The sequence below is a fragment of the Crossiella sp. CA-258035 genome (assembly GCF_030064675.1).
In the GTDB taxonomy this organism is placed as follows: Bacteria; Actinomycetota; Actinomycetes; order Mycobacteriales; family Pseudonocardiaceae; genus Crossiella.
Map to the genome: position 1 here is coordinate 897,019 of NZ_CP116413.1, position 25,269 is coordinate 922,287.

24 protein-coding genes are annotated in these 25,269 nt (G+C 71.9%); 5 read left to right on the plus strand and 19 right to left on the minus strand.

What is annotated here, in order from left to right; translation table 11 throughout:
• Positions 1 to 13: 13 nt before the first annotated feature.
• Together glpK and N8J89_RS04360 are read right to left on the minus strand one after the other, a co-directional pair.
• Positions 14 to 1,534 carry a glycerol kinase GlpK gene (gene glpK / locus N8J89_RS04355; RefSeq protein ID WP_283663064.1) on the minus strand — a complete coding sequence of 507 codons (1,521 nt, stop codon included), beginning with the start codon at positions 1,532 to 1,534 and terminating at the stop codon, positions 14 to 16.
• A gap of 33 nt (positions 1,535 to 1,567) precedes the next feature.
• Positions 1,568 to 2,305 (minus strand): MIP/aquaporin family protein, encoded by a 738-nt coding sequence (locus tag N8J89_RS04360; RefSeq protein WP_283663065.1) that lies wholly within the window; start codon positions 2,303 to 2,305, stop codon positions 1,568 to 1,570.
• 180 nt (positions 2,306 to 2,485) lie between these two features.
• On the opposite strand from N8J89_RS04360, the gene glpD reads away from it, so the two are divergent.
• Positions 2,486 to 4,228, plus strand: a complete 1,743-nt coding sequence (gene glpD, locus N8J89_RS04365; RefSeq protein WP_374213263.1) for a glycerol-3-phosphate dehydrogenase — start codon at positions 2,486 to 2,488, stop codon at positions 4,226 to 4,228.
• Positions 4,229 to 4,244: 16 nt separating this feature from the next.
• Here glpD and N8J89_RS04370 read toward each other — a convergent pair whose 3' ends face one another.
• The 9 genes from N8J89_RS04370 to N8J89_RS04410 form a co-directional block, all read right to left on the minus strand.
• Positions 4,245 to 5,039, minus strand: coding sequence for an ESX secretion-associated protein EspG (locus tag N8J89_RS04370; RefSeq protein ID WP_283663066.1), 795 nt, complete (start codon positions 5,037 to 5,039; stop codon positions 4,245 to 4,247).
• The gene (locus tag N8J89_RS04375) at positions 5,036 to 6,211 is read right to left on the minus strand and encodes a PPE domain-containing protein (protein ID WP_283663067.1); all 1,176 of its coding nucleotides are present in this window, start codon (positions 6,209 to 6,211) and stop codon (positions 5,036 to 5,038) included. The genes N8J89_RS04370 and N8J89_RS04375 overlap by 4 nt, the downstream gene beginning before the upstream one ends.
• Before the next feature lie 14 nt (positions 6,212 to 6,225).
• Positions 6,226 to 6,612 carry a transcriptional regulator gene (locus N8J89_RS04380; RefSeq protein WP_252485169.1) on the minus strand — a complete coding sequence of 129 codons (387 nt, stop codon included), beginning with the start codon at positions 6,610 to 6,612 and terminating at the stop codon, positions 6,226 to 6,228.
• Positions 6,613 to 6,752: 140 nt separating this feature from the next.
• Positions 6,753 to 7,334, minus strand: coding sequence for a DUF3558 domain-containing protein (locus N8J89_RS04385; protein WP_283663068.1), 582 nt, complete (start codon positions 7,332 to 7,334; stop codon positions 6,753 to 6,755).
• A gap of 20 nt (positions 7,335 to 7,354) precedes the next feature.
• The gene (locus N8J89_RS04390) at positions 7,355 to 7,894 is read right to left on the minus strand and encodes a GNAT family N-acetyltransferase (protein ID WP_283663069.1); all 540 of its coding nucleotides are present in this window, start codon (positions 7,892 to 7,894) and stop codon (positions 7,355 to 7,357) included.
• A 10-nt stretch (positions 7,895 to 7,904) separates the two neighbouring features.
• Positions 7,905 to 8,354, minus strand: a complete 450-nt coding sequence (locus N8J89_RS04395; RefSeq protein WP_283663070.1) for a DUF1707 SHOCT-like domain-containing protein — start codon at positions 8,352 to 8,354, stop codon at positions 7,905 to 7,907.
• 9 nt (positions 8,355 to 8,363) lie between these two features.
• Positions 8,364 to 8,849: a DUF1707 SHOCT-like domain-containing protein gene (locus N8J89_RS04400; protein WP_283663071.1), complete on the minus strand. Its 486-nt coding sequence runs from the start codon at positions 8,847 to 8,849 to the stop codon at positions 8,364 to 8,366.
• Positions 8,850 to 8,917: 68 nt separating this feature from the next.
• A complete protein-coding gene (locus tag N8J89_RS04405) occupies positions 8,918 to 9,184 on the minus strand; it encodes a hypothetical protein (protein WP_283663072.1) in 267 nt (88 codons plus the stop codon).
• Positions 9,185 to 9,189: 5 nt separating this feature from the next.
• Complete coding sequence (locus N8J89_RS04410; RefSeq protein ID WP_283663073.1) at positions 9,190 to 10,947, minus strand: acetyl/propionyl/methylcrotonyl-CoA carboxylase subunit alpha; 1,758 nt, start codon at positions 10,945 to 10,947, stop codon at positions 9,190 to 9,192.
• A gap of 212 nt (positions 10,948 to 11,159) precedes the next feature.
• Between N8J89_RS04410 and N8J89_RS04415 the strand changes: the two genes are divergently transcribed.
• A complete protein-coding gene (locus N8J89_RS04415; protein WP_283663074.1) occupies positions 11,160 to 11,921 on the plus strand; it encodes a hypothetical protein in 762 nt (253 codons plus the stop codon).
• A 6-nt stretch (positions 11,922 to 11,927) separates the two neighbouring features.
• Here N8J89_RS04415 and N8J89_RS04420 read toward each other — a convergent pair whose 3' ends face one another.
• The 4 genes from N8J89_RS04420 to N8J89_RS04430 form a co-directional block, all read right to left on the minus strand.
• Positions 11,928 to 13,250: a dicarboxylate/amino acid:cation symporter gene (locus tag N8J89_RS04420; RefSeq protein ID WP_283663075.1), complete on the minus strand. Its 1,323-nt coding sequence runs from the start codon at positions 13,248 to 13,250 to the stop codon at positions 11,928 to 11,930.
• A 57-nt stretch (positions 13,251 to 13,307) separates the two neighbouring features.
• A complete protein-coding gene (locus tag N8J89_RS41825) occupies positions 13,308 to 13,385 on the minus strand; it encodes a putative leader peptide (RefSeq protein ID WP_374205690.1) in 78 nt (25 codons plus the stop codon).
• Positions 13,386 to 13,462: 77 nt separating this feature from the next.
• Entirely contained in the window at positions 13,463 to 14,095 is a 633-nt protein-coding gene (locus N8J89_RS04425; RefSeq protein ID WP_283663076.1) for a Maf family protein, read from the minus strand.
• A 43-nt stretch (positions 14,096 to 14,138) separates the two neighbouring features.
• Complete coding sequence (locus N8J89_RS04430) at positions 14,139 to 15,923, minus strand: alpha-galactosidase D (RefSeq protein ID WP_283663077.1); 1,785 nt, start codon at positions 15,921 to 15,923, stop codon at positions 14,139 to 14,141.
• 73 nt (positions 15,924 to 15,996) lie between these two features.
• Between N8J89_RS04430 and N8J89_RS04435 the strand changes: the two genes are divergently transcribed.
• Positions 15,997 to 17,142 carry an ROK family protein gene (locus tag N8J89_RS04435; RefSeq protein ID WP_283663078.1) on the plus strand — a complete coding sequence of 382 codons (1,146 nt, stop codon included), beginning with the start codon at positions 15,997 to 15,999 and terminating at the stop codon, positions 17,140 to 17,142.
• Between the two features lie 54 nt (positions 17,143 to 17,196).
• Here N8J89_RS04435 and N8J89_RS04440 read toward each other — a convergent pair whose 3' ends face one another.
• Positions 17,197 to 19,140 carry a Xaa-Pro dipeptidyl-peptidase gene (locus N8J89_RS04440; RefSeq protein WP_502868472.1) on the minus strand — a complete coding sequence of 648 codons (1,944 nt, stop codon included), beginning with the start codon at positions 19,138 to 19,140 and terminating at the stop codon, positions 17,197 to 17,199.
• Positions 19,141 to 19,310: 170 nt separating this feature from the next.
• Here N8J89_RS04440 and N8J89_RS04445 point away from each other — a divergent pair, with 170 nt between their 5' ends.
• Positions 19,311 to 20,852, plus strand: coding sequence for a carboxylesterase/lipase family protein (locus N8J89_RS04445; protein ID WP_283663079.1), 1,542 nt, complete (start codon positions 19,311 to 19,313; stop codon positions 20,850 to 20,852).
• A 9-nt stretch (positions 20,853 to 20,861) separates the two neighbouring features.
• Here N8J89_RS04445 and N8J89_RS04450 read toward each other — a convergent pair whose 3' ends face one another.
• Together N8J89_RS04450 and N8J89_RS04455 are read right to left on the minus strand one after the other, a co-directional pair.
• Positions 20,862 to 21,074: an acyl-CoA carboxylase subunit epsilon gene (locus N8J89_RS04450; RefSeq protein WP_283663080.1), complete on the minus strand. Its 213-nt coding sequence runs from the start codon at positions 21,072 to 21,074 to the stop codon at positions 20,862 to 20,864.
• Positions 21,075 to 21,094: 20 nt separating this feature from the next.
• Positions 21,095 to 22,744: an acyl-CoA carboxylase subunit beta gene (locus N8J89_RS04455; protein ID WP_283663081.1), complete on the minus strand. Its 1,650-nt coding sequence runs from the start codon at positions 22,742 to 22,744 to the stop codon at positions 21,095 to 21,097.
• A 108-nt stretch (positions 22,745 to 22,852) separates the two neighbouring features.
• Between N8J89_RS04455 and N8J89_RS04460 the strand changes: the two genes are divergently transcribed.
• Complete coding sequence (locus N8J89_RS04460) at positions 22,853 to 23,893, plus strand: questin oxidase family protein (RefSeq protein ID WP_283663082.1); 1,041 nt, start codon at positions 22,853 to 22,855, stop codon at positions 23,891 to 23,893.
• Here the strand turns inward: N8J89_RS04460 and N8J89_RS04465 are convergent.
• Positions 23,890 to 25,266 (minus strand): sigma-70 family RNA polymerase sigma factor, encoded by a 1,377-nt coding sequence (locus N8J89_RS04465; RefSeq protein WP_283663083.1) that lies wholly within the window; start codon positions 25,264 to 25,266, stop codon positions 23,890 to 23,892. The genes N8J89_RS04460 and N8J89_RS04465 overlap by 4 nt on opposite strands.
• Positions 25,267 to 25,269 lie beyond the last annotated feature (3 nt).

Genomic DNA, 25,269 nt, shown 5'->3' on the forward strand with positions numbered 1-25,269 from the left:
GCCGCTGTGCTGGTCAGTCGGCCTCGACCCAGTCGAAGGTCTTGGTGACCGCCTTCTTCCAGTTGCGGTACTGCTTGTCCCGGTGGGTCTCGTCCATCGCCGGGTCCCACTGCTTGTCCTGCGCCCAGTTGGCCCTGATGTCGTCCTCGCTCGCCCAGAAGCCGACCGCGAGACCGGCCGCGTAGGCCGCGCCCAGCGCGGTGGTCTCGTTGACCACCGGCCGGATCACCGGCACGCCCAGGATGTCCGCCTGGAACTGCATGAGCAGCTCGTTGACCACCATGCCGCCGTCGACCTTCAGCGAGGTCAGCGGCACCCCGGAGTCGGCGTTCATGGCGTCGATGACCTCGCGGGTCTGGAAGGCGGTGGCCTCCAGCGCGGCGCGGGCCAGGTGGCCCTTGTTCACGAACCTGGTCAGGCCGACGATCGCGCCGCGCGCGTCGCCCCGCCAGTACGGCGCGAACAGGCCGGAGAAGGCGGGCACGAAGTACGCGCCGCCGTTGTCCTCCACGCCCTTGGCCAGGGGCTCGATGTCCGCCGCGGAGCGGATCAGGCCCAGGTTGTCCCGCAGCCACTGCACCAGCGAGCCGGTGACCGCGATCGAGCCCTCCAGGGCGTAGACCGGGGCGTTCTCGCCGATCTTGTAGCAGACCGTGGTGAGCAGCCCGTTCTCGCTCATCACCTTCTCGTTGCCGGTGTTGAGCAGCACGAAGTTGCCGGTGCCGTAGGTGTTCTTGGCCTCGCCGGGGGACAGGCAGGCCTGGCCGAAGGTGGCCGCCTGCTGGTCGCCGAGGATGCCCGCGATCGGCACCCCGGCCAGCACGCCGCGCTCGCGGACCTTGCCGTACTCCTCGGAGGAGGAGCGGATCTCCGGCAGCATGGACAGCGGGATCTTCATCTCCGCGCAGATCTCTTCATCCCAGTTCAGGGTGTCGAGGTCCATCAGCAGGGTGCGGGAGGCGTTGGTCGGGTCGGTGTAGTGCAGACCGCCGTCCGGGCCGCCGGTCATGTTCCACAGCACCCAGGTGTCCATGTTGCCGAACAGCAGGTCCCCTGCCTCGGCCTTCTCCCGCGCGCCCTCGACGTTGTCCAGGATCCAGCGGACCTTGGGGCCGGAGAAGTAGGTGGCCAGCGGCAGCCCGGTGCGGGAGCGGTAGCGCTCCTGGCCGCCGCCCAGCGCGGCCAGCGAGTCGCAGATCGCGTCGGTGCGGGTGTCCTGCCAGACGATCGCGTTGTAGACCGGCTTGCCGGTGTTCCTGTCCCAGACCACCGCGGTCTCGCGCTGGTTGGTGATGCCGACCGCGGCGATGTCGGAGTTCTGGATGTCGGCCTTGGCCAGGGCCCCGCCGCACACCTTGCGGGTGTTCTGCCAGATCTCCTCGGCGTTGTGCTCGACCCAGCCGGCCTTGGGGAAGATCTGCTCGTGCTCGGTCTGGTCGACCGAGACCACCCGGCCGGAGTGGTCGAAGACCATGCACCGGGTGGAGGTCGTGCCCTGGTCGATGGCGGCCACGTAACGCGCTTCAGCGGACATGTTGCTGCCTCTTTGCCTTTCGTGTCAGCGGGATCAGGCCAGTGCGAGGGAGAGCAGGCCAGCCAGCGCGCCGCCGATCAGCGGGCCGACCACGGGCACCCAGGAGTAGCCCCAGTTGGCGCCGCCCTTGCCCTTGATCGGCAGCAGCGCGTAGGCGATGCGCGGGCCGAGGTCGCGGGCCGGGTTGATCGCGTAGCCGGTCGGGCCACCCAGGGAGGCGCCGATGCCGACCACCACGAACATCACCGCGGCGTAGCCCAGCGCGGCGTTGCCGAACTGCGGCAGGCCGTCGGTGGCCGCCTTCGCGCCCGGGCTGAGCAGGATCCACAGCACCAGCACGAAGGTGCCGATCACCTCGGTGACGGTGTTCCAGACCTTGTGGTCCACGGTGGGGCCGGTGGAGAAGATGCCCAGCGTGCCGCCGGGGTCGTCGTGGGTGTCGAACTGGAGCTTGTAGGCCAGCCAGCAGAGCACCGCGCCGAGGAAGGCGCCGAGCAGCTGAGCGAGGAAGTAGATCGGCACCAGCGCCCAGTCCAGCTTGCCCGCGGTGGCCAGGCCGAGGGTGACCGCAGGGTTGAGGTGCGCGCCGCTGGGGGCGGCGATGCTGGCGCCCGCGAAGACCGCGAAACCCCAGCCGAAGGTGATCAGCAGCCAGCCACCGTTGTTCCCCAGTGAGTTCTTCAGCACGGTGTTGGCCACCACGCCTGCGCCCAGCAGAATCAGCACCGCGGTGCCGATCAGCTCCCAGACGAAGATTGCTCCGCCGGACATGCGCGTCCTCCCTCAGTCCGCTCCATTGCGTCTGAGCTGGGGAACGTAGTCCCGGGCCGATCAACTGTCTACGGTAGAATTCGAAACGGGACAGTTTCGTTATTACTGTCAGTGCACGTGGACACGTGTGGAGCGGTAGCGTAAGGGCCGCGTCCGAGCCAAGCAGGGAGGCGACGTTCAGTGGCCAAGGCCAAGGAGAGCAGCGCGGAGATCGTGCAGGGTCGTTTGGGACCGGCTGAGCGGCAGGAAGCCTGGCGCAGACTGGGATCCGAGCACTTCGACGTGGTGATCATCGGTGGCGGCGTGACCGGCGCGGGCGCGGCTCTGGACGCCGCCACGCGTGGTCTGCGGGTGGCCCTGGTCGAGGCGCGCGACCTCGCCTCCGGCACCTCCAGCCGCTCCAGCAAGCTCTTCCACGGCGGCCTGCGTTACCTCGAACAGCTGGAATTCGGCCTCGTCCGGGAAGCCCTGCGCGAGCGGGAGCTGATGATCACCCGGATCGCGCCGCACCTGGTGAAGCCGGTGAGCTTCCTCTACCCGCTGACCAAGCGGATCTGGGAGCGCCCCTACACCGCGGCCGGCCTGTTCCTCTACGACACCATGGGCGGGGCCAAGTCCGTTCCCGGGCAGAAGCACCTGACCAGGGCGGGCGCGCTGCGGATGGTGCCCGCGCTCAAGCGCAGCGCGCTGATCGGCGGCATCCGCTACTACGACGCCCAGGCCGACGACGCCAGGCACACCATGACCGTGGCCCGCACCGCGGCCCACTACGGCGCGGTGGTGCGCACCTCCACCCAGGTCACCGGCATGCTCCGGGAGGCCGACCGGGTGGCCGGGGTGCACGTGCGCGATGTGGAGACCGGCGAGGAGATCGAGGTCAAGGCGCACGCGGTGATCAACTGCACCGGGGTGTGGACCGACGAGATCCAGCGGCTGGCCGGTACCCGCGGCCGGTTCCGGGTGCGCGCCAGCAAGGGCGTGCACATCGTGGTGCCCAGGGACCGGATCGTCTCCGAGAGCGGGATGATCCTGCGCACCGAGAAGTCCGTGCTGTTCGTCATCCCGTGGCGCAACCACTGGATCGTGGGCACCACCGACACGGACTGGAACCTCGACTTGGCGCACCCGGCGGCCACCAAGAAGGACATCGACTACATCCTCACCCACGTCAACAAGGTGCTGGCCACGCCGCTGACCAACGAGGACATCGAGGGCGTGTACGCGGGCCTGCGGCCGCTGCTCTCCGGCGAGAGCGAGGACACCTCGAAGCTCTCCAGGGAGCACGCGGTGGCGCGGGTCGCGCCGGGCCTGGTGGCCATCGCGGGCGGCAAGTACACCACCTACCGGGTGATGGCGGCGGACGCGATCGACGCGGCCAGCCCGGATCTGCCCGGCCGGATCATGTCCTCGATCACCGACAAGGTGCCGCTGCTGGGCGCGGACGGCTACCACGCGCTGGTCAACCAGGCCGACCAGCTGGGCGCCAAGCACGGCCTGCACCCCTACCGGGTGCGGCACCTGCTGGACCGCTACGGCTCGCTGGTGCACCAGGTGCTGGCCACCGCCGACGGCAACCCCGAGCTGCTCCGCCCGCTGGCAGGCGCGCCGGACTACCTGCAGGTCGAGATCGTCTACGCGGCCGCGGCCGAGGGCGCGCTGCACCTGGAGGACGCGCTCACCCGGCGCACCCGGATCTCCATCGAGTACCCGCACCGCGGCGTGGAGAGCGCGGAGGCGGCGGCCAGGCTGATGGCCGGGGTGCACGGCTGGGACGACAAGCGGGTCGCGCACGAGGTCGAGGTCTACACCGCCAGGGTCGAGGCCGAGCGGGACTCGCAGACCCAGCCGGACGACCAGGCCGCCGACGCCCGGCGCTCGGCCGCGCCGGAGGCCAGGCCAGAGGTCATCGAACCGGTCAGCTGAGCACCCAGCTGACGACTCAGCCTGCGAGGAGGTCCGCGAGGACCTCCTCCAGGTGCTGGGTGAGGCGGCGGTTGTCCACCGGCGCGATGGTGCTCCAGGCCGCGCCGCCGTCGACGCCGCGGCGGGTCTGCAGGTAGCGGCCCGCCGGGGTGTCGAAGAAGCCGATCACGCGGTCGGCCCTGCGCCGTCGCTCCCACTGCTCCTTGGCGGCCACGCCGAACTGGCCGAGGTCGCCCGCGTCCTTGATCATCTCGGTGATGACCTTGGCGTCCTCCGGCCGGATGCCGCGCTCGATGAGCTCGGGGCCGAGGCGCTCCGCGGAGTTGCCCGCGGCGGCCGCGGCGGCGTCCAGCTCGGCGCTGGGCAGGGTGACCGAGCGGCCGGGACCGGCGGGCTGCGGGCGCAGCACGCCCACGGCCTCGCGGGGCAGGCTCAGCCCGGAGATGGCCTTGACGGTGAGCTGGCCGGAGTCGAGCACGGCGAGCGCGCCCTCCTCCTCGCGGGCGGCGGCCAGCACCCGCACGCTGCGGCCCAGCCACAGCCTGCCGTCCACCTCGCGGGCCGGGTCGGCGAGCAGGCGCAGCAACGCGGCCAGCTCCTCGTCCACCGCGACCGGGCGGCCCAGCCCGCGCGCCTCCAGCGCGTCCCAGGCCTGCCGTTCCAGCCCGGCGCGCTCGGTGTGCGTGCGGCCGGGCGAGGGCACCTTGATCACCAGGGGCGGCTGGCCGAGGCCGAGGTGCTGCCAGAGCACGTCGAACTCCAGCGCGGTCAGCGCGATCGGCTCGCGCAGCCCCTGCTCGAACAGGGTCACTCGCCGATCACCGGTGGCGCGTACTGGCGGGCGTCGCCGAAGACGTCCTCGTCCTCGACCAGGAAGCTCTGGTGCTCACCGTCCTCCTCGCGCCTGCCCCGGCCCATCGGCGCGGCCGCGGCGGGCGGGACCGGCGCCGGGGTCGAGTCCAGGCCGAGGACGCCCTGCGGCGCGTTGCCGCGGCGGGCCTCGGCGAGGTGGGTGGCCTCGGCAGCGTCCCAGTTCGGGCGGTGCTGCGGGCCGGGACGGGTGGTCGCGGCGGAGGTGCCGGTGCCCTCGGTGCGCGGCTGCGGCAGCTCGCGGGCCTGGCCGGGGGCGGGCGCGCTGCCGGGACGAGCCGCGGACGGTGCGGTCGTGCTGGACGGCGAGCTGCCGCTGGTGGCCGGGACGCCCGAGGCGGTCGCCGGGGAGCCGGTCGCGGCCGGTGGCGTCGCGCCGCTGAGGCGGGTGCCGGGGGCGGGAGCGCCGGAGGAGGTCGTCGGAGCGCCTGAGCGGGGCGGGGCGGGCACCGGGGCGGAACCGGTGCGGCCGCCGGTGCTGGTCGGCGCGCTGCGGGCCGGGGGGATCCGGCTCGGGCGGGCGGGCGGCGGTGCGGCAGTGCCGATCGGGCCGCTGCTCTGGTGCGCGCCGTGGCCGGTGTCCAGGTGCAGCTCCGGCGGCTTGGTGAACTGGCCCAGCGTGGACACGTTGGCCGCGGTGCTGGTCTGGTAGGTCTCCATGACCTCGAAGGCCCGCTGCTCGGCCGCGCTCTGCGCCGCCTCCTGCAGCTCGTAGTCGGTCTGCCCGCCGAAGAGGTGCACCACGCCGGTGACCAGCATGTTCGGCTTCTCGGCGGTGACCTCCATGGGCGCGGGCATGTCCGCGCGGGCCTTGCCCACGTACTCGGCCTGGAGCTCGGCGGACAGGCGCATCAGCTCGGCCCCGGCCTGCGCGTCCCGCGCCCACTGGGCCAGCGGGTGCAGCGCGGCGTCCGCGGCGTCGGCGGCCTTGCCGGTCCAGTCCGCGCGGGAGTTGCCGATGGCCTGCTTGATCTCGGCGTCGATGTCGGCCAGCGCGGCGGACATGTCCGACCACCGGCCGATCGAGGTGGCCGAGGCCGCCGGTCCCGGACCGGCGTGCAGCTGCCCGTACAGCTCCTGGTGCGAATAGCCCTGCCAGCGATGGTCAGCCATGGTCGCGTCCCCTCTCAGCAGCCGCTGACCCGCACCGAGTCGGCATTCCCGCGCTCGGCGCCGCGGTACTCGTACTCGACCTCCTGCAACGCCCTGACCGCGGTCTGCAGCTGCTGCTGGTAGCCCTCCAGGGCACTCAGCGCGGCCTCGCCGCCGTCCATCGAGCGCTCGTTGAACTTCTCCGCGGCCTCGTCGCTGACCGGGTCACCGGCCCACGGCCGCATGCGCAGGTCCGTGCGGGCGTGCCCGATCTGCGGCGTCAGCTTGTCCAGCGCCCGCTGGAAGGCCTTGCGCATGGTCGGGATCGCGGCCTGCTCGACCCGGACCTTGGCGCCACCGCCGCTGACGGAGTCGAGCCCTGACTGCACAGCGTCGCCACTGGCGGAGTTGGTGCGCGGCACGGCGTCTCCCCGAACTGGACAATCCTTGCGCGGTCACTGTAGCGACCGACAGTGATCACTTGGTGCGGTCTCCGTAACGATCCCACCTACTGGTGAACTGTCAACGGGCCATCCAGGTGGTGCTGGCCGGGTACTTCGTCTCAGCGGGCGGCGAGCGTGGTCATCGCGGCGTTGGCGACCTCCTGGGCGGAGGCGCACAGCGAGTCCAGGCTGGGCGGGTGGGCGTTGCCCGCGTCGCCGAACTGCACGTCCAGGAACTGGCCCTCGGCCACGTCGACCTCGACGTTGCAGAACTTGGTCTGCTCGGCGGTGCGCACCACCACCGCGGGGAAGCCGGCCACCGTGGCGGCCTTGGCCTCGGCCTGCGCGGTCTCCTCCAGCCAGACGCCGACGCCCTGGACCAGCACCAGGCCGATGCGCACGGTGAGCGCCCTGGTGGAGTCGCGGAAGTCGCAGACCTTGGCGTTGCCCATGGTCGGGTACCTGGTGGGCAGCGGCGGGCGGTCCATGCCGAGGGTCTTGCGCTGGCGGGTGGTCAGCAGGGTGCACGGGTCGACCCGGTCGAGCTTGATCTCCTTGGGCCGGGGCGGCAGGGAGACCTTGGGGTTGGTGACCGGGACCGGCGGCGGGTTCGGCGCGGTGGGCTTGGGCGGCGGCGGGGTGCAGGCGGCCAGCAGCAGGCAGCCGAGCAGCAGCGCGGGAATGCGGAGCGGTCTGACCACGCTGGGCACGCTAGCCCACCTCAGACGATCAGGGTCCAGGCGAGCACGTCGTGCAGGTCGCCGTCGACCGTGGTGGCCTGGTGCAGGGTGGCCTCCAGGGTGAAGCCGCACTTCTCCGCGACCCGTCGGGATGCCTCGTTGCCCGCCGCGTGCCGGTAGCCGATCCGGCGCAGGCCCAGTGCCTCGATGCCGAAGCGGAGCGCGGTCTGCAGGGCCTGGGTCATCACGCCCCGGCCGCGGTGCGCGGGGTGGGTCCAGCAGGCCGCGGAACCGATGCCGCGCACCAGGTCCAGGTCCTTGAGGCCGACCTCGGCGAGCATCTCGCCGGTGGTCGGCTCGGCCACCGCCCACGAGCAGCGCAGGTCCTCCTGCCACTCGTGCGCGCGCAGCGTGATGTAGCGGCCGGCGCTGTCCAGGTCCTCGACCCGGTAGCCGGTGACCCAGCGCCGCAGCTCCGGGTCGGTGAACGCGGCCAGCACGGCCGGCCGGTCGTCCATCAGGTTGTCCGCCCGTAGCTGCCGCAGGTAGTACGCACCCGCGTTGATCTCCACCGGCTCCATGCGAGGAAACCTACTTGCGCTTCTTCTTGCCCTTCTTGCGGCCCTGGTCCCTGCTGTTCCAGTCCTCGCCCCACAGCGAGCCGTAGACCGCGCCCAAACCCAGCGGGAGGAAGAAGAACCACCACCAGCCGAGGAAGATCATCAGCGGGATCCAGGCCGCGCCGAGCACCACCAGGCTCACCGCGGCGGCCCGCTGCGCCGGGGTGCGCGGGTCGGGCACGGCGACCGCGCCGCTGCTGGCCTTGACCACGGCGGGCAGGTGGTCGAAACGCGGGTGCGGTTCGGGCAGGTCGGTGAACAGCGCGTGCAGCTCGCCCCTGGTCAGCGCGGCGGCCACCTGGGCGGCGCGCTGGTCGTACTCGGTGAGTTGCAGCCTGCCCACGGCGAAGTGCTCGCCGAGCGCGGTCAGCGCCTCGGACCGCTCGTGATCGCTGATCCGCAGCTCAGGCTCGTTGGGCACATTCCGATGCTACTTCGGCTTGAACCGCTGCACGGCCACCACGACCCCGGCCAGCACCAGCACGCCGATGCAGGCCGCGGCCAGCATGGCCAGCGTGGCGGGCAGCCGGTCGACCAGGGCCAGCGTGAAGCCGCCACCGGCCAGCAGGGTCAGCCCGGCCACCGGCACGCCGATCAGCACCGCGAGCACCTTGACCACGGTGTGCGCGGCGTACTCGGACTGCCGCGACGGCGGCGCGGCCAGCGGCATCGGCGTGACCTGCGGCTGGTACTGCAACGGCGCGGGCAGCTCGAAGGTCGGGTGCGGCGCGGGCAGATCCTCGAAGAGCATGGACAGCTCCCGGCGGGTGCGCGCGGAGGCGGCCACGTTGGCCCGCTCCCCGAACTCCTCCGCGGTCAGCCGCCCGACCCGGAGGTGCTCACCGAGCAACCGCTCGGCCTCGGTCCGCTCGGTGTCCCCGATCCGCAGCTCGACGTGATCCCCATATGTGCTCACAACGTCAAAGTTAGGGATCCGACCGGCTGGTGCCCTCGGCCTTTTGGCCAGCGGTGGCCGACTTTTGGCTAGGGCTGACTGACGAAGCCGTCGTGCTGCTCGGCGATGGCCTCCAGCTGGTCCTGCCAGCAGGACGCGGGGAGGCCGTCGGGGGCGGTTTCCAGCACCACCACCCAGTCCACGTCCTCCGCGTCGTCCTCGCCGGCGAGCATCTCGCGGTGCACGCCGCCGACCACCCAGCCGTCGGCGCGCAGCTCCTCCGCGAGGTCCTCCGCCTCCTGCCGGTCGTGCAGGACCAGCAACAGGTTTTGATCAGTCGTGATTGGACTGTCCACTCTGGTCAGTCTTTCAGCTCGCAGAGCACCGAGCCCTGGGTCACCGTCTCTCCCGGCTTGGCGGACAGGCCGGTGACCACGCCGTCCTTGTGCGCGGTGACCGGGTTCTCCATCTTCATCGCCTCCAGCACCACGAGCAGCTCGCCCGCGCTGACCTGCTGGCCCTCCGCCACCGCGACCTTGACGATGGTGCCCTGCATGGGCGCGGCCACCGCGTCACCGGAGACCGCGGCCCCGGCCTTGCCCGCGGAACGCTTGCGGGGCTTGGCCTTCGCCGCGGGCGCGCCGCCGCCGACGGCCAGGTCGCCGGGCAGCGAGACCTCCAGCCTGCGGCCGCCGACCTCGACCACCACGGTCTGCCGGGGAGTGTCCTCCGCCTCGGCCTCCGCGCCGCCGGTGAAGGGCGGGATGGTGTTGTCGAACTCGGTCTCGATCCACCTGGTGTGCACGGTGAAGCCGTCCTGCGCGGTGAACGCCGGGTCGCGCACCACGGCCTGGTGGAACGGGACCACGGTGGCCATGCCCTCGACCACCAGCTCGTCCAGCGCCCGCCGGGACCGCTCGAGGGCCTGCTCGCGGGTTTCGCCGGTGACGATCAGCTTGGCCAGCAGCGAGTCGAACTGGCCGCCGATCACGCTGCCGCTCTCCACGCCCGCGTCCACCCGCACGCCGGGGCCGGAGGGCGGGACGAACCGGGTGACCGTGCCGGGCGCGGGCAGGAAGTTGCGGCCGGCGTCCTCGCCGTTGATGCGGAACTCGATGGAGTGACCGCGCGGTTCCGGGTCACTGTCGAAGCGCAGCCGCTCGCCGGCGGCGATGCGGAACTGCTCGCGCACCAGGTCGATCCCGGCGGTCTCCTCGCTGACCGGGTGCTCGACCTGGAGCCGGGTGTTGACCTCCAGGAAGGAGATGGTGCCGTCCTGGCCGACCAGGAACTCCACCGTGCCCGCGCCGTGGTACCCGGCCTCGGCGCAGATCGCGCGGGCCGCGGTGTGGATGGTGGCGCGCTGCTCGGCGGAGAGGAACGGCGCGGGGGCCTCCTCCACCAGCTTCTGGTGGCGGCGCTGCAACGAGCAGTCGCGGGTGCCGACCACGATCACGTTGCCGTGCGTGTCCGCCAGCACCTGGGCCTCGACGTGCCTCGGCTTGTCCAGGTAACGCTCCACGAAGCACTCGCCGCGGCCGAAGGCGGTGACCGCCTCGCGCACCGCGCTGTCGAACAGCTCCGGGATCTCCTCCAGCGTGCGGGCCACCTTCAGCCCGCGCCCGCCGCCGCCGAACGCGGCCTTGATCGCCACCGGCAGGCCGTGCTCCTGCGCGAAGGCGACGACCTCCTCGGGCCCGTTGACGGGGTCCTTGGTGCCGGGCACCAGCGGGGCGCCCGCGCGCAGCGCGATGTGCCGGGCGGTCACCTTGTCGCCCAGGTCGCGGATGGCCTGCGGGGTCGGGCCGATCCAGGTCAGGCCCGCGTCCAGCACGGACTGGGCGAAGTCGGCGTTCTCGGAGAGGAAGCCGTAGCCGGGGTGCACCGCGTCCGCGCCCGCGCGCTTGGCCGCCTCCAGGAGCTTGTCCACGACCAGGTAGGACTCGGCGGCCGTGGTGCCACCCAGGGCGAACGCCTCGTCGGCCAGGCGCACGAACGGCGCGTCCCGATCCGGGTCGGCGTAGACCGCGACGCTGGTCAGCCCGGCATCCCGGCAGGCCCTGATGACTCGGACGGCGATCTCACCGCGGTTGGCGATGAGCACCTTGCGCAGTGCCACGGCACCTCCATGTGCTGACGACCCCGGGACGACACGTTCTTACGAGACGACACGTCATCGAAAAGGGTGGTGTTCGGCGAGTCTAGGGTCCAGTGGTGATGCACTGAGCGAGAGCAACCTCACGTGGTGTGTCGGAGTCCTGCTTGCAGGGACGACAGTGATAGAGCGTCGGTGGTATAGGGCCCGTTGGGCGAGAGGTGGAGGTGGCGGCGGTGGCCGAGCAGACGGCCAGGGTGCCGAGGCTGGTGAAGGTGGCGATGGTGGCCTCCGCGGTGGCGACCGTGGCGGCGCTGCTGGGGGCCGCTCTGCTCCGCGAGGGACCGGCCGCCTCGGGCGGGGTGCCCGGCGGTGTGCAGCAGCCCCCAGCCAGCGAGCGCGCGCCCGCCAGCTCTCCGTCAGCCGCACCCTCGCTGCGCTGCGGGTCCGGGCCGTGTGTCGGCGTGGAGGCCACCACGGTCGGCAACACCAAGGTGGAGCTGCTGGCCGACGCCTCCGGCGGTTTCAGCCGGGTGCGCTTCGACGAGGGCGGCGACTCCGGGCTCAACGTGCACGAGACGCTGGCCATCTCGGTCGGCGGCAAGGTGCAGAAGGGCTCGCTGAGCTGCCAGGCCGCCAGCCGGTACCAGGCCTGCCTGGTCACCTTCAACCAGTCCGACGACGGCACCAAGGTGGGCACGCTGTACCTGAAGCCGCCGTCCCGGCCGTGGGTGCGGGTGGAGGCCAACTACCCCTCCGACCAGGGCGTGCTCCAGCTGCGGGACGTCAACGACGACGGCATCCCCGAGGTGCTCGCGGTGGCCAGCGCCTGCGACGGCAGCGGCAACTTCCAGGCCTGCAAGCGGTTCGTGGTGCAGGCGATCAACTACGAGGGCAGCTACATCGGCTGCACCGCGGTGGTGACCAAGAAGGAGCTGCTGCCCGGCTGGCCGAACAACCTGTCGCCAACCAGGCAGCAGCTCAAGGTCTGCCAGTGACGGTGCTCAGACCGTCGCGGGCACCTTCTCCTCGGTCCTGACCTCGTCCTCGGCGCGCTCGGCCAGCGGGTCGCCGCCGCCGGGGGCGTTGAAGACCTCGTCGTCCAGGGTGCCCTCGCTGCGCGCGACCAGCACCGGGACCACCATCTGACCGGCCACGTTGGTGGCGGTGCGGATCATGTCCAGGATCGCGTCGATGGCGATGATCAGGCCGACCCCGGCCAGCGGCAGGCCGACCGTGGACAGGGTGAGGGTGAGCATCACGATCGCGCCGGTCAGCCCCGCGGTGGCGGCCGAGCCGAACACCGACACCGCGGCGATCAGGATGTAGTCGGTGAAGGACAGCGGCACGCCGAACACCTGGGCCACGAAGATCGCGGCGATGGCCGGGTAGACCGCGGCGCAGCCGTCCATCTTGGTGGTCGCGCCGAAGGGCACCGCGAAGCTGGCGTACTGCTCCGGCACGCCGAGGCGGCGGATGGTGGTCTGCTGGGTCAGCGGCAGGGTGCCGATGGAGGAGCGGGAGACGAAGGCCAGCTGGATCGGCGCCCAGGCCTTGGCGTAGAAGCGCAGCGGGTTGACCTTGCCGACCAGGGCCAGCAGCAGCGGGTAGACCACGAACAGCACGATCGCGCAGCCCAGGTAGACCGCGAAGGCGAAGGTGGCCAGCGGGCGGAGCAGGTCGAAGCCGTACTGCGCGGTGGCCCGGCCGATCAGGCCCAGCGTGCCCAGCGGGGCGAGCCGGATGACCCACCACAGCGCCTTCTGGGTGATCTCCAGCAGGGACCGGCTGAAGTTCACGAACGGCTCGGCCTTGCCGCCGATCTTGTACGCGGCGATGCCGATCACCACGGCCAGGAACACGATCTGCAGCACCCGGCCCTCGGTGAAGGCCAGCACCGGGTTGGTCGGCAGCAGGCCCTTGAGGAAGTCCAGCCAGCCGCCCTGGCTCTTCGGCTTGTACGACTGGTCCACCGGCAGGGTGACACCCTGTCCGGGGTTGGTGATCAGCCCGACCGCGATGCCGACCAGCACCGCGATCAGCGAGGTGATGCCGAACCAGAGCAGCGTCTTGCCGGCCAGCCTGGCCACCGTGCCGGGTCCGCCGTTGACGTTGCGCAGGTTGGCGATGCTGACCACGATCGCGGTGAACACCAGCGGCACCACGGCCAGCGTGAGCAGCTGCACGAAGGTGGAGCCGATGGTGGCCAGCGTGGTGGACAGCCAGGTCAGGCCGTTGGCTCTGGCGAGCACGCCGAGCAGGACGCCGAGCACGAGACCGGCGACGGTCTGCGCCCAGAACGGGAACTTCTTGAGTGCGGACAGCACGGATTCCCCCAGGGGATCATGGGTTGGCGATGGGTCGGGACTGAGCGGGGGTGCGGCTCAGGCCGGACAGAGCGAACTCGCCAGCCGACCAAGGTCGACGTGGCGGCGCTCGGTGAAGAACCATCGGATGCCCATGACGATGGGTAGAACTCTAAAACTTCCTCACGTCTTCCTTGTCCTTCGAACGGGTGAGGACAGTCACGTTGAGCAGGCTATTTGGCCCAGAGATCAACAACCGAGACGCCGACCGCGGCCAGCAGCCTGCGGGTCAGCGGCAGGCTGATGCCGATCACGCTGCCGTGGTCGCCGTCGATGCCCTCGACGAACCAGCCGCCCAGCCCGTCCAGGGTGAACCCACCGGCCACGTGCAGCGGCTCGCCGCTGGCCAGGTACGCCTCCAGCTCGGCCTCGCTGGGCGCGGACCAGCGGACCGTGGTGCTCATGGTCTCCTGCGCGCGGGCCACCGCCTGGCCGCCGCTGAGCCGGACGACCGCGTGCCCGGTGAGCAGCTCGCCGCTGCGCCCGGCCATCAGCCGCCAGCGCTGCCGGGCGACCTCCGTGCTCGCGGGCTTGCCGACGATCTCCGGGCCGTCCGGGGTGTCCATCAGCAGCATCGAGTCACAGCCGACCACCACCGCCTCGTCCAGCTCGGCGGCCACCGTGGGCAGCACCGCCTCGGCCTTGGCCGCGGCCAGCGCCACGACCACCTCGGCGGGCTTGGGGTCGGGCAGGGCGGCGGCCACCGCGTCCTCGTCGACGCCGGAGACGTGCACGACGGGTTCGATGCCCGCCGCGCGCAGGACACCAAGCCGGGCGGGGGACTGGGAAGCCAATACAAAGCGCACGGCCGGGCAGCTTAGTTGCCCGGCCGTGCGCGTCGGTCAGCGTTCACTTCACGACCTCGACGCGGTCCAGGTCCGGCGCGTGGTTGCCGGGGTTGCTGAACTTCAGCGAGTTCGCCCCCGCCTTGAGCCGGACCACGATCTCGGCCACGCCAGGCGTGCCCCAGCCGCCGGTGGGCGGCAGGTCGAAGTTGATGTTCGCCGCCCCGTTCACCCCGACCGCGAACGCCCTCGGGTCGCCGGAGACGTAGCCCACCCGCACGGTGTAGTCACCGGCGCGGGGGACGGTGATCCCGTTCAGGGTGACCGAGCCGTTGCCCAGGTCGCCGATCTTGCGGCCGCCCGAGCAGCCCGCGCAGTCGGAGACCTTCGCGCCACCGGTGAGCACGCTGTCCGATGCCTCGGCCTCGATACCTGTGGCCTGGCCGCCCGGGATGATCTTGAGCAACCGGGTGCCGTGGGTGGGCACCTCGGCGGTGAAGCCGTGCTGGTAGGCGCCCAGGTTCGCGCCCGCCCAGACGTCGCGGACCTGGGCCGGGCCGGTGATGCCCAGTTCGGCGAAGACCGCGTCCACCGGGGCCTTGGTCGCGCCCAGGTTGAACAGGGCGACGGTGTGGCTGCCGTCGGCGTTCCTGACCGACCAGACCTGCTGGTCCACTCCGGTGCGCACCGGCTTGGCCGGCATGCCGTTCTGGTTGATGGCCAGCACCTCGCGGTTGGTCAGCAGCGACTTGCCGAAGCTGTCCAGCTGGGTGAGGTCGTCGCCGATGTAGAGCGGGGCGTTGGTGACCGCCCACAGCGTCATGTAACTGCGCCGCTCCTCCGGGGTGAGGCCGTCCATCACGCCGTTGCCCACGTTGAGCGTGTCCAGGTCGTGCCACTGGCCGGGCCTGGCGTGCTGGATCCACTGCGGCAGGTCGGCGAACCGGTCGTCCACCGAGTTCTGCCAGGTGACCAGGGTCGGGCAGTAGCACTCCACGTCGGTGTTGATCCGCCAGCCGGTGGCGTGCTCCTGCCAGAAGTCGATCGCCCTGATGTCGACCGACCAGGAGATCTCCAGGATGACCTTGCGGCCAGTCTTATCCAGGCCCTTGCGCCAGGCCGCCACGTCCGGGCGGTTGTCGTAGTTGGGGCCTTCCTTCCACGAGCCGGGGCCGACGCCGTCCAGCTTGAAGAAGTCCACCTGCCAGTCGCCGAACATCCTGGTGATCGAGTCGATGTACTTCTGCGCGCAGGGCCGGTCGAAGTCGATCTTGTAGGCGTTGTCCCAGCCGTTGGTGGTGCGCCAGTCCGGGTAGACGATGTCGTTGCCGGTGCAGCCGGGCGCGCCGTGGATGGGGAAGTTCCTCCGGTTGGCCTGGTCCAGGCCGAAGGCTTCCTTCTGCAGGCCGACGGGCTGGTAGATGCCGAACTTCAGGCCCCTGCGGTGCAGCTGCTCGGAGAGCCACTTGATGCCGCGCGGGAACTTCTCCGGGTCAGCCTTGGGCCTGCCGTACTCGTCGAACTGCGGCACCCAGCCCCAGGTGTGCCACCAGCCGGCGTCGATGTTGACGTAGTTGTAGCCGTACTGCTTGAGGTCGCGGGCCAGCACCTCGGCCTGCTTGAGCACGTTGGCCTCGGTGAGGAAGCTGGCCCGGCCCCTCGGGTTGACCCCGGGGTAGGAGGTGGTCTGGAGGCTCCAACTGCTCCAGCCCATGTACGGCCGCACGGCGGGGGCCTGGACGTCGGTGGCCAGCGCGGGGGCAGCGGGCGCGGGCGCGGCCTGCGCGGCGCCACCGAGCCCGGCGGCGACGAGGCCGAGCGCGAGCATGAGTCGGGGTAAGGACCGCATCGTTGCTGACCCTTCACTGGCGGGGACCGGGCATCGGTTTTATTTCCTTGGGAAGGAAAATTAGCATCAGGGGGTGCCAGACAACAGCCCTCAGTCCACCCCGGCCGGCGCGCTGGTCTTCACCACCGTCCTGACCAGGGGGCCGCTGTCCAGGGTGGAGATCGGCGAGCTGACCGGCCTGTCCTCGGCCACGGTCACCAAGGCCACCCGGCCGTTCCTGGACAGCGGCTACCTGGTGGAAGAGCGGGCCGAGGACCCCTCCGGCCGCGGCCGCCCGCGCAGCCCGCTGGCGATCAGGGCGGACCGGGAGTTCTTCCTCGGCGTCAAGGTCACCGCGGCCGAGCTGATCGCGGTGGTCACCGACCTGCGCGCCGGGGTCCGCGCCAGTGCCCGGCGTCCGCTGGCCGACTGCACGCCGGAGGCGGTGGTGCCCGCGCTGGCCGAGCTGGTCGAGGAGCTGCTGGCCGAGCCGGGCCGCCGCCGGCGGGTGCGCACCATGGGGGTCGCGGTCTCCGGGGACATCGACCGGGCCGCCGGGGTGGTGCGGTCCTCGCCGTTCCTGGGCTGGACCGAGGTGGACCTGGGCGCGCGGCTGGCCGCGGCCACCGGGCTGGCGGTGCTGGTGGAGAACGACGTCAAGGCGCTCACCGCGGCCGAGCGCTGGTTCGGCAGCGGACTCGGGGCCAGCTCGTTCGCGCTGGTCACGCTGGGTACCGGGGTCGGCTGCGGGCTGGTGGTCAACGGCGCGCTGGTGGCTGGCGCGCACGGGGTGGCCGGGGAGCTGGGGCACGTGCCGGTGGTCGCCGACGGTCCGCGCTGCCCGTGCGGCCGGACCGGTTGCGTGGAGGCGGTGGCCGCCGAGCGGGCCATCCTGGCCAGGTGCCGTGAGGTGTCCGGGACCGGGCTGACCATGGCCGAGGCGGTGGCCGCCGCGCGGGCCGGGGACGAGCCGCTGCGGGCGGTCTTCGCCGACGCCGGGCACGCCATCGGGCTGGGGCTGGCCGCGCTGGCCAACCTGGTCGGCCCGGAGCGGATCGTGGTCTCCGGCGAGGGACTGGCCGCCTACGACCTGATCGGCGAGCGGCTGCGCGAGACCTTTGCCGCCCATGCCTTCGGTGCGGCCGCCCGGTGCGCGCTGGAGCTGCGGCCGCTGTCCTTCGAGGACTGGGCGCGGGGCGCGGCGGTGGTGGGCATCGAGGCCCTGCTCAGCCGGGCATGACGACGGGGCGCCCCGAGGGAGGGACGCCCCGCCGTGGTGATTCGTGTGGGGTTGTCAGCGCCGCACGAAGTCGCCGTTCTGGTTCCCGCCCAGGTCCAGCTGCGGGAGGTGACCGGGCAGGTCAGGGGTCAGCGCGTCCGGCGCGGCCGGCGGCACCTGACCAGCCCCGCCCACGACCGGCAGGGTGACGAAGGAGCGGCCCAGGTCGATGGTCACCGTCGGGCGGTTGGCCGGGGCCACGATCCGGCCGGAGTCGGTGCCCGCGATGATCACCGCGAGCCGGTGGCCCTTGGGGATCACGTGGTCGGTGCTGGCCAGCCTGAAGGTCATGGTGCGGGCCTGGCCGGGCACGATCGGGGTCTGGCTGGTCAGCGACTCGGAGTTGGCCAGGTCGGCCCAGCCCCTGGCGAAGACCTCGAGGCCCACGTTCGCAGTGGTGGTCGCGGTGTTCTTGTAACAACCGTTGTCACCTGGGGTGGACTCGCCCCAGCAGGACTCGTTGGCCAGCGTGCTGATGCCCTCGCCGGAGCCCGCGTAGTTGCGGATGGTCGCCGGGCCGTAGTCCACCAGCACCGCGCTCAGGTGCGCGGTGGAGGTGGTCGGGGTGACCCGCACGGTCACCGAGCCGGTGCCCGAGATGCGCAGGTCCTTGGTCAGCGGACCGGTGCTGAACAGGGTGCGCGCGGTGGAGGCGGCGTTCGGGTTGGCCGCCCAGTTCGCCGAGTTCTGGCCCGCGGTGTCGGTGAACTTCTCGGTGCTGCCTGGGGTCGCCTGGGTGGTGCCCAGCAGGCCGAGCCCGGCGACCTGGCCCTTGCGGATGCGCAGGTTCACCTGCTCCGTCCCGGCCAGCGGCCAGGTCGGCTCGTTCACCCAGGTGTCAGGGGCGCGCTCGATGGTGGCCTGCGGCTCGTTCTCGATGCCGTTGTTCACGCCCAGCAGCCAGCGGTCGAACCAGCGGTGCAGGGTGTCCACCCACACCGAGCGGCGGAAGTCGAACGGGTCCACGTGCCCGGCCTGGGTCAGCCAGATCTTGCGGGTCACCCCGGCCGCGGCCAGCTTGTCCCACCACTGCCCGTAGTGCAGCGCCTTGACGTTCAGGTCGCCCTGCCCGTGCACGACGAACACGCTGGCCTTGACCTTGCTCGCGTTCGGCAGGTAGTCGCGTTCGGCCCAGAAGGCGTTGTAGTCGCCGTTGCTGGTCGCGCCGTTGGTGAGCTTGGTCTTCTGCGCGCCGCAGTCCGGGCGGCCGCCCTTCTCCACCGTGTTGGCCAGGCCGACCGGGTTGAAGCCGAAGGACACGCCGTCGCTGCGGTAGTAGTCGTACCAGGAGCTGATCGCGCCGATCGGCACGATGGTCTTCAGGCCGGGCACGCCGGTGGCGGCCACGCCGTTGGCGATGGTGCCGTCGTAGGACTTGCCGATCATGCCGGTGGCGCCGGTGCTCCAGCCGGAGGAGGCCTTCACGTTGCCGGTCTTGGTGGTGAAGCCGTCGGCGCTGCCGTTGAGCCAGTCGATGACCTTCTTGGCCGAGGCCACGTCGGACTTGCCGCCGATGTCGCTGCAACCCTCCGAACGAGTGGTCCCGGCCAGGTCGACCAGCACCACCGCGTACCCGCGCGGCACGAAGTAGTTGTCGTAGAACAGCGGGAAGCCCAGTGGCTGCTGGCCGTTGTAGGTCTTCTTCTCGCTCTCGTTGCCGCGGCCCAGGTTGTCGTAGTACGGGCTCGCGTCCATGATCACCGGGACCTTCTTGCCCTGCTGGGCGGCTTCCGAAGGCCGGACGATGTCCGCGGCGACCCGGTCGATCACGTTGTCCCCGTCCAGGTCGAACCCGGTGGGCACGTACACGGTCTCGCGGATCGCGTTCGCATAGGAGTAGATGGGGTCGCTGACCCCGGCGCGGAGCTGGAAGGCCTGCTCGGCAGCGGCATTGGCGGCGGGTGCGAAGGACAGCGCGCCGATGCCACTGGCCACGGTGGCCAGCAGCGCGGTGAGCACGCGCGAAGGTCGGCGGTGGGTCACGAACACCTCCTGTGATCTGCGTAGACGCTAGGGCCAGTTCTGTTCAGTTGCCAGGTCCAACTGTCCGGACTATTGGGCGACACCTGTACTGCCCCCTCCGCGCTAGCTTCCGGACGAGGTCATCGAGATCGCGGATCGGGGGAGACATGAGCGGACGAACAGCGGGACTGGCGCTGGCGGCGCTGCTGCTGGCGGGCTGCGCGGGCGCGCCGCCGGAGCCGACGGCGGTGGTGCGGACCGAGGCGGGCGAGCTGCGCGGCGTGGTGGCCGCGGATCACCTGAGCTACCAGGGGATCCCGTACGCCGCGCCGCCGGTGGGCGAGCTGCGCTGGCAGCCGCCGAAGCCGGTGGCGGCCTGGACCGGCACCAGGGCGGCGGACCGGCCGGGCAACGCCTGCCCGCAGGAGGGCACCGAGTACGCCAAGACCGGCAGCACCACCGAGGACTGCCTGTACCTCAACGTGACCACGCCGCGCTCGGGCCAGCGCAAGCCGGTGCTGGTGTGGATCCACGGCGACGGCGTGGTCGGCTCGGGCGCGCTCTTCGACGGCGTGCCGCTGGCCACCGCGGGCGACGCCGTGGTGGTGACGATCAACTACCGGCTCGGCGTGTTCGGCGGCTTCGGCTATCCGGGGCTGGCCGGATCGGGCACCTTCGGGCTGGCCGACCAGCAGGCCGCGCTGCGCTGGGTCAAGCAGAACATCGGCGCGTTCGGCGGGGATCCGGGCAACGTCACCGTGATCGGCTCCTCCTACGGCGGCTCCTCGATCAGCGCGCACCTGGTTTCGCCTGGGGCGCAAGGACTCTTCCAGCGGGCCTCCGTCCACAGTGGAGAGGCGCTGATGCCGCTGCCCGCGGGCGCGGTCAGCCCCGGCATCCCGGCGGTGGACTGGTTCATCTGGCGCTCGCTGGCCGAGACCGAGCAGGTGGGCGCGGCCATGGCCGCTGAGCTGGGCTGCGCGGACCTGGACTGCCTGCGCAAGCTGCCGGTGGACAAGCTGTTCCCGCTGATGCGGATGTTCCAGAGCTACGCCTACGGCGGCGAGGTGCTGCCCGAGTTGCCTGCCGCGGCACTGCGCGCGGGCAAGGCCCAGCCGGTGCCGATGGTCACCGGGATCACCAGGGACGAGCACCGCACCTTCGTCGGCCTGTTCCGCGCCGAGCTGAGCGCGGCGGAGTACCCGAAGCTGGTGGCGGAAGCCTTTGGCGCCAAGGCGGACCGGATCCTGCGCGAGTACCCGCTGAGCCAGTTCGAGTCACCGGCGCTGGCCTGGTCCGAGGTGCTCACCGACGGGCTGTGGGCGACCGCCGCGTTCGAGCAGGCCGAGCTGGGCGCCCAGCGTGGGAAGACCTTCGCCTACTCCTTCGCCGACCGGGAGGCGCCGAGCTACCTGCCGTTCCCGCAATCGTTGCCGCCAGGCGCTTTCCACGCCGCGGACACCCCGTACCTGTTCCCGGACAAGGGTTTCCGGGACAAGGCCAAGCCGGGCCAGCGGGAGCTGTCGGAGCGGATGCTCAAGTACTGGGCCAACTTCGCCCGCACCGGCGACCCGAACGGGCCCGGGCTGCCCAAGTGGGATGAGTTCGGCCCGGCGAAGTACGTGCAGGCGCTGGCACCGGGAGAGGCCACCCGGCAGGTGGACTTCCCGGCGCAGCACCGGCTGGAGTTCTGGCGCGGACTGCGCTGAGGCCGTGGCTCAGCCGGGCAGGCCGGACGCCCGCCAGGCGCCCGGTCCCGGCCGCAGCGACGGCCGGTGCAGCCGGGCCGGATCGCCCCACGCCGAACGCGGCGCGGGCTCCGGCTCGGCGCTGGGCGCGCTCGCCAGCCCCGCCACCACCGCGGTCAGCGCGGCCAGCTCGGCCTCGTCCGGGGTGCCCCGGACCACGCGCAACAGCGGGCGTTCGCTCATGCCTGCCTCCTCGGCCGGGCTCACAGCGGGATGTTCCCGTGCTTCTTCGGCGGCAGGGTCTCCCGCTTGTCCCGCAACAGGTTCAGCGCGCGGGCCACGTAGCCGCGGGTGTAGGAGGGCGGGATCACCGAGTCCACGTAACCGCGTTCGGCGGCCACGTACGGGTTGCACAGGGTGTCCTCGTACTCCTGCTGGAGCTGGGCGCGCAGGGCGTCCACGTCCTCGCCGCGCTCGGCCGCCTGGGCCAGGGTCTTGCGGTGCACGATGTTCGCCGCGCCCTGCGCGCCCATCACCGCGATCTGCGCGGTGGGCCAGGCCAGGTTCACGTCCGCGCCCAGGTGCTTGGAGCCCATCACGTCGTAGGCGCCGCCGTAGGCCTTGCGGGTGATCACGGTGACCAGTGGCACGGTGGCCTCGGCGTAGGCGTAGATCAGCTTGGCGCCGCGCCGGATGATGCCGTTCCACTCCTGGTCGGTGCCCGGCAGGAAGCCCGGCACGTCCACGAAGGTCAGCACCGGCAGGTTGAACGCGTCGCAGGTGCGCACGAACCGGGCGGCCTTCTCACTGGCGTCGATGTCCAGGCAGCCGGCGAACTGGGTCGGCTGGTTGGCCACCACGCCCACGCTCTGCCCGTCCACCCGGCCGAAGCCGATCAGGATGTTCGGCGCGAACAGCGGCTGCACCTCGAGGAACTCGCCGTCGTCGAGGACCCTGGTGAGCACCTCGTGCATGTCGTAGGGCTGGTTCGCCGAGTCCGGGATGAGCGTGTCCAGCTCCCGGTCCTCCTCGGTCAGCGAGTCGGCGATGGAAGCCTCGGTGAGGCCGGGACCCGGGTAGGCCGGGGCCTCGGACAGGTTGTTCGAGGGCAGGTAGGACAGCAGCGCCTTGACGTAGGAGATCGCGTCCTGCTCGTCGCTGCCCAGGTAGTGCGCGTTGCCGGACTTGGTGTTGTGCGTGCGCCCGCCGCCCAGGTCCTCGAAGCCGACGTCCTCACCGGTGACGGTCTTGATCACGTCCGGGCCGGTGATGAACATGTGCGAGGTCTGGTCCACCATCACGGTGAAGTCGGTCAGCGCGGGGGAGTACACGTGCCCGCCCGCGGCCGCGCCCATGATCAGCGAGATCTGCGGGATCACGCCGGAGGCCAGCGTGTTGCGCCGGAAGATCTCGCCGTAGAGCCCGAGCGAGACCACACCCTCCTGGATCCGCGCGCCGCCACCCTCGTTGATGCCCACGATCGGCCGCCCGGTCTTGAGCGCCAGGTCCATCACCTTGACGATCTTCTCGCCGTAGACCTCGCCCAGCGAGCCGCCGAAGACGGTCACGTCCTGGCTGAACACGCAGACCGGCCGCCCGTCCACGGTGCCGTAGCCGGTGACCACGCCGTCGCCGTAGGGCCGGTTCTTCTCCTGGCCGAAGTTGGTCGAGCGGTGCCGCGCCAGCTCGTCCAGCTCCACGAAGGAGCCGGGGTCCAGCAGCAGGTCGATCCGCTCGCGGGCGGTCATCTTGCCCTTGGCGTGCTGCCGTTCCACCGCCCGCGCCGACCCGGCGTGCACCGCGTCCTCGTTGCGCCGGTACAGGTCGGCCAGCTTGCCTGCCGTGGTGTGGATGTCCGGTTCGGCCGGGGCGGACTCCAGCGGCTGCCCCATCGGCGCGGTGGCACTGCTCATGACCCGGCAGCGTAACCAGCATCACCGCGGAAGCTACCGGCCCGTAGCCCATGTCACGTCCAGGTTCACCCTTGACCTCCACCGCACTGGAGATCCGATCGTGGGCAGATGACTTCTGACCTGGACAAACTCCTGGAGAGCCTGGAACTGCTCGCGGGCACCGGCGCCGAGCGCCGCGGCTACCTGGCCAACCACGGCCCGATGGCGGCCGAAGCGCTGGTCGCCCTCGGCGTGGCCGGGGCCGCTCCCGGCTGGACCCGGCTCTACCGCCCGATCCTGGAACCCGAGCCGCCGGAGCGGTTCCGCCTGGACGCGGCGGACTGGCGGGAACACCTCGGCGACCTCAGCCGGCTCGGTGACTGGACCGCGCTGTTCCGCCGCGAGCTGGCCGCGCGGGACTGGCTGGAGGTGCTGCGTGCCTGGTGGCCGCGGCTGCTGCCCGGACTGGCCGCCAGCGCCACGCACGGGGTGATCCGCACCGCGCACGGGGTCCGCGCGCTGGCGCTGGCCGGACCGCACCCGATGCTGGTGGACGAGCTGGCCAAGGGCCTCGGCTTCTGGGCCGCCCGCTACCAGGAGCTGCCCGGCTCGCCCGCGCTGCGCGGCCCGGACCCGCTGGGCGTGGCCATCTCCCGGCTGCCCCGGCTCACCCCGGACCAGATCGGCCACGGCGGCGGCATCAGCGGCGACCTCGCGCACCTGGACGGGTTGGCCGGGTTCGCCGAAGGGCTGGACCGCTACGGCGCGCCCGAGGCTCCCGACGCGGTGCTGGACGAGCTGATCAGCGCCGCCGCCAGGGTGTTCCTGGCCCGGCCGGACGCGCCGATCGAGTTCTGCCACGCGGTCACCGGGCCTGCCGCGGTCCGCCTGGTGCTGCCGCACCTGCCTGCCGAGTTCGCCGCCCCGGCGGTGGCCGCGTCCTGGCAGGTGGTCGGCGGCATCGTGGCCGCGTTCTCGCCGGAGCGACTGGACGGGCTGGACGTGGTGCTGGACGAGCCGCCGGTGGCGGAGACGCTGGTGGAGCGGGCGGTGGCCTCCGGGGACGCGCACGTGATCAAGCTGACCGAGGCGGCTTTCCGCGAGCACGCCCGCACCGGCGACGCGGCCCTGCTGCACGCGGCCTACGCGATGGCCGACCGCTGGCCCTAAGCCCGCCCGTAGATCACCGTCCAGTAGTAGCCGCACTCGCCGCCGACCGCCCGGCTGACGCCCACCGAGCGCAGGTCGCAGCGCAGCGCTGGTGAGTCGCCGTCGGCGACCGTGGGCGCCATCTCCCTGGCCGACTCCCTGGAGGCGGCCACGTAGGCGCCCGCGGTCCGCTGGTAGCCCGCCGCCCTGGCCCTGTCCTCGACCGAGGTGCCGTCGGGGCTGGTCATGCCGATGTAGTTGTGCTTCATCATGTCCGCGCTGTGCTGGCGGGCCGCGGTGGTCAGCCTCGGGTCCTGGCGCAGCGGCTGGCAGCCCGCGGCGGACCGGCGTTCGTTGATCAGCACGGTGAGCTGCTCGCCGGGACCGGCCGGGGCGGGCGTCGTGGTGGTCGGGCTGGGTTTGGCGCGGGTGGTGGAGGTCGGCGGGGTGCTGGTGCTGGGCGGGGGCGGCGTGGTGGTGGCGGGTTCGGCGGTGGTGGTCGTGGTGCTGGTGGCGGGCGCGGGCGGGGCGGCCTGCGGCGGCTGGACCGGATGCGGCAGCAGGTAGTAGCCCAGGCTCAGCGCGGCGGCCAGCGCCACCGGCACGGAGGCCTTGAACGCCATCGAGTGCCCGGCGTTCACCGGCAGCAGCGCCGGGTGGTCGGCGGGCACCGCGGCGGCGAACAGCGCGCCCAGCACGGCCAGCGGCCTGGTCAGGCGACCGGCCAGGTCCCGGCACTGCGGGCAGCGGCGCAGGTGCCGGTCCACGCTCATCCGCTGCGGCAGCGACAGCGAGCGCGGCTTGCCCGGCACCAGCTCGGCCAGCCGGGGGCAGCGGCGCGGGTTGCGGGCCAGCAGCAGCATCCGGACCGCGTTGCCCAGCGCGGACCGGGCCCGGTGGGCGAGCACCGCGGCGTGGTTGGCCCGCACGTCCAGCGCCTCGGCCAGCTCGGTGCCGGAAAGACCTTCGCGCACCGTCAGCTCCAGCACCGCGAGCTGCCGCGGCTCCAGGCTGGCCGCGGCGTCCCAGACCAGCCGGGCCGCCTCGTGCGCGGCGGCGGCCTCGGCGGGGGAGGCCTCGCCTGCGACCAGCTCGGGCAGCTCCGGCATCAGCGCGGGGCCCGGCTTGCGCAGGTGGTCCAGCGCGGCGCGGTGCGCGATGCTCACCAGCCAGGGCCGGAAACGCTCGGGTTCGCGCAGGTCAGCGAGGTTTCGCAGGGCGGTGACGAAGGCTTCCTGGGTGATGTCCTCGGCCAGGTGCCCGTCCCTGGCCAGCCGCAGCACGAAGGCGAACACCGAGGGCCGGTGCCGGGCGTAGAGCGTCGCGAACGCCTGGCCGGCGCCGGCCGCGGCCGCGCGGACCAGCTCCGCGTCAGTGGGTTCCTGGGTCTGCACGAG

What these genes read in the sequence shown, in the direction of transcription:
- glpK (WP_283663064.1), bottom strand. Translation starts at nt 1,534, where the DNA reads ATGTCCGCTGAAGCGCGTTACGTGGCCGCCATCGACCAGGGCACGACC.
- N8J89_RS04360 (WP_283663065.1), bottom strand. Translation starts at nt 2,305, where the DNA reads ATGTCCGGCGGAGCAATCTTCGTCTGGGAGCTGATCGGCACCGCGGTG.
- N8J89_RS04375 (WP_283663067.1), bottom strand. Translation starts at nt 6,211, where the DNA reads ATGGCTGACCATCGCTGGCAGGGCTATTCGCACCAGGAGCTGTACGGG.
- N8J89_RS04390 (WP_283663069.1), bottom strand. Translation starts at nt 7,894, where the DNA reads ATGGAGCCGGTGGAGATCAACGCGGGTGCGTACTACCTGCGGCAGCTA.
- N8J89_RS41825 (WP_374205690.1), bottom strand. Translation starts at nt 13,385, where the DNA reads ATGGGCATCCGATGGTTCTTCACCGAGCGCCGCCACGTCGACCTTGGT.
- N8J89_RS04430 (WP_283663077.1), bottom strand. Translation starts at nt 15,923, where the DNA reads ATGCGGTCCTTACCCCGACTCATGCTCGCGCTCGGCCTCGTCGCCGCC.
- N8J89_RS04445 (WP_283663079.1), top strand. Translation starts at nt 19,311, where the DNA reads ATGAGCGGACGAACAGCGGGACTGGCGCTGGCGGCGCTGCTGCTGGCG.
- N8J89_RS04450 (WP_283663080.1), bottom strand. Translation starts at nt 21,074, where the DNA reads ATGAGCGAACGCCCGCTGTTGCGCGTGGTCCGGGGCACCCCGGACGAG.
- N8J89_RS04455 (WP_283663081.1), bottom strand. Translation starts at nt 22,744, where the DNA reads ATGAGCAGTGCCACCGCGCCGATGGGGCAGCCGCTGGAGTCCGCCCCG.
- N8J89_RS04460 (WP_283663082.1), top strand. Translation starts at nt 22,853, where the DNA reads ATGACTTCTGACCTGGACAAACTCCTGGAGAGCCTGGAACTGCTCGCG.